The sequence below is a fragment of the Streptomyces sp. MnatMP-M17 genome, assembly GCF_900091995.1.
In the GTDB taxonomy this organism is placed as follows: Bacteria; Actinomycetota; Actinomycetes; order Streptomycetales; family Streptomycetaceae; genus Streptomyces.
In genome coordinates, this window is record NZ_FMDK01000796.1 from 1 (window position 1) to 2,191 (window position 2,191).

2 protein-coding genes and 1 pseudogene are annotated in these 2,191 nt (G+C 70.5%); all 3 read right to left on the bottom strand.

What is annotated here, in order from left to right:
* Window positions 1-359, bottom strand: a pseudogene (locus GA0115259_RS42310) (site-specific integrase); the annotation flags it as partial.
* 234 nt (window positions 360-593) lie between these two features.
* Complete coding sequence (locus GA0115259_RS30810) at window positions 594-785, bottom strand: helix-turn-helix domain-containing protein (RefSeq protein ID WP_093603088.1); 192 nt, start codon at window positions 783-785, stop codon at window positions 594-596.
* The coding region (locus GA0115259_RS30815) for a replication initiator (RefSeq protein WP_093603090.1) at window positions 782-2,191 on the bottom strand (1,410 nt) is incomplete at its 5' end. The genes GA0115259_RS30815 and GA0115259_RS30810, both read right to left, overlap by 4 nt.

Consider the following 2,191-nt stretch of genomic DNA (forward strand, 5'->3'; position numbering starts at 1 on the left):
TTGCGGGCGACGTTGCGCGGGATCTCCTCCTCGCGGACGGCGTGCTCCAGGGCGGACTTGAGTACGGAGTGGATGTACGCCAGCGTCAGCGGGGAGAGCCGCTTGGAGCAGCACGATCCGACGGCGCAGCAACGGGGTTCATCACGGCCCGTATCGATGCCGCGCGTGCAGCACTGGCAGGTGGTGCGGAGCTGGTTGAGCCAGGTGCGGACGTCCTTGGCGGTGACCTTGGTGAGCTTCTTCTTGCCGAGGCCGGGGATGAGGTACCGGTTGATGCAGGCGATGTAGCGGGTGTGGGTGTTCTCGCGGAGCTGGTGGACGGCGACGGCCTCCAGCCAGTACGTCAGGTACTCAGCCACGCTGCCCTGCGCGGAGGGCACGGGGAGTCCGCGGTTGCTGTTGGCGATCTTCTCGGTGAGCTTGGCCAGGGCTTCCTTCCGCGTGGTGCCGTAGACGCGGATGCGTTTGCGGGTGTTGCCGGGGGCGAGGACGTATCCGGCGGCTTCCCAGCGGCTGTCCTTGCGCTGGTAGACGGTTCCGTCGCCGTTGGCGCGTACGCGGCGGGAGGGACTGCTGTCTCGGGGGTGTGGTCATCAGGCTGCGGCTTCCTGGTCGAGGCGGGTGTGGATGAAGTCGGTGAGGGCGTGGGTGGGGAGGCGGCGGGCGCGGCCGAGGGTGATGGAGGCGAGCTGGCGGGTGCGGATGAGGTCGTAGACGGCGGTGCGGCCGAGTTGGAGGCGTTCCATGACTTGGGGGACGGTGAGGAGTTCCGTGCCGGCGGTCACGCGACGGCCCCCGCCCGGACAGCACTGGTGAGCCGATTAGCGGAGTGACTGACCGGGTGACCGGCGCGGTCACTGGAGCGTTCCGAGCGTCGGGTTTGGGTCGGTTGCTCGGGTCGGGTCTGCCGTGTTGCGGTCAGGAGGTTGGCGAGGTGTTCGAGTTCGGGAAGGAGGCCGGTTCCGGCGTACTGCCAGTGGGCGATGACCAGGGTCGTGTCCGAGTCCACGCGCTGACCGGCGATATCGCTGTGACCGGGGCGGTGACCGGCGGTCAGGTCGGTGGAGTGTCCGGCGCGGTCACTGCCCGGACTGTCGGCTGTCTGACCGGTCTGAGTCTCCGCCGCCGATGGCGGGGTGGGTGTCTGGGCGCCGGGTCGGCCGGTTCGCCAGGCGGTACGTTCGGCTCGGAGGTGGGCGAGGGTGGTGGAGTAGTGGCGGGTGCGGGTGGAGAAGTGGCCTCGGAAGCCGAGCATGTGGGCCCATTGGCGCAGGCGGAGGTGGGCGTGCGCGGGGGCGGTGGCGAGGTGCCAGGCGGTGTGGATCATGCGGCGGGCGTGGTCGGTGATGTCGTACTGGGGCAGTTCGGCGAGGAGGCGGAGACGGTGGTCGAGGGTGCCGGTGGTGGTTTCGGCGCCCTTGGTGGCGTACTTGGCGATGTAGGCGGCGACGTGCCGGTCGGTGACGGGGCCGGTGAAGTCGGTGCCGCGGATCGCGCGGACGTCGATCTGCCGCCCGAACCGGAACACCAACCGCCCTGCCCGATCTGAGCCTTGACGCGGGGACGCGGGAACGTGCTCGGCGGACTGCGGTCGCTTCGGCGGTTCGCCCTCGTGGTGGATGCGGGTGCGTGTGACGGCGGCGCTGACGGCGTGGTCGAGGAGCTGGACGGTGGCCCAGGCGGGTGGGGTGCTGGTGGGGCCGGTGGGTCCGTCGAGGCGGATGACGGCGTGAAAGTGGACCTGGCCGCGTTTCTGGTACTCGGCGACCTTGGCGTATGAGAGCGTGGCGTGATGGTGCAGGGCCCGCTGCGTGAGCCCGGCGGCCTTGGCGATCTCCCGGCGCAGGTGGGTGGTGAAGCGTGCCCACAGGGCCGGGGCGTGCGCGTTCCACAGCACCGCGCCTGTGTAGTCGTAGCGGTCGGGGTCGAGTGGTGTGCCGAGGATCGGGTCGTCGTCGGGATGGGTGTGGCCGCAGTGGCAGGGGCCGGTGTCGGGCTGGTTGTGGACGGGGCCGTAGCCGGGGGCGGTGAGGGTGGCGAAGACGCGGGGGTGGGCGGCGACGCTGGTGGGGACGGTTTTGCCGCCGCGTAGTCCGGCGGCTATGAGTTGGTAGGTGTCGTAGCGGTAGACGGTGGAGCAGGCGGGGCAGCGGGTGGCGCGGCGGTTGCCGCAGCGGACCAGCAGTTCGCC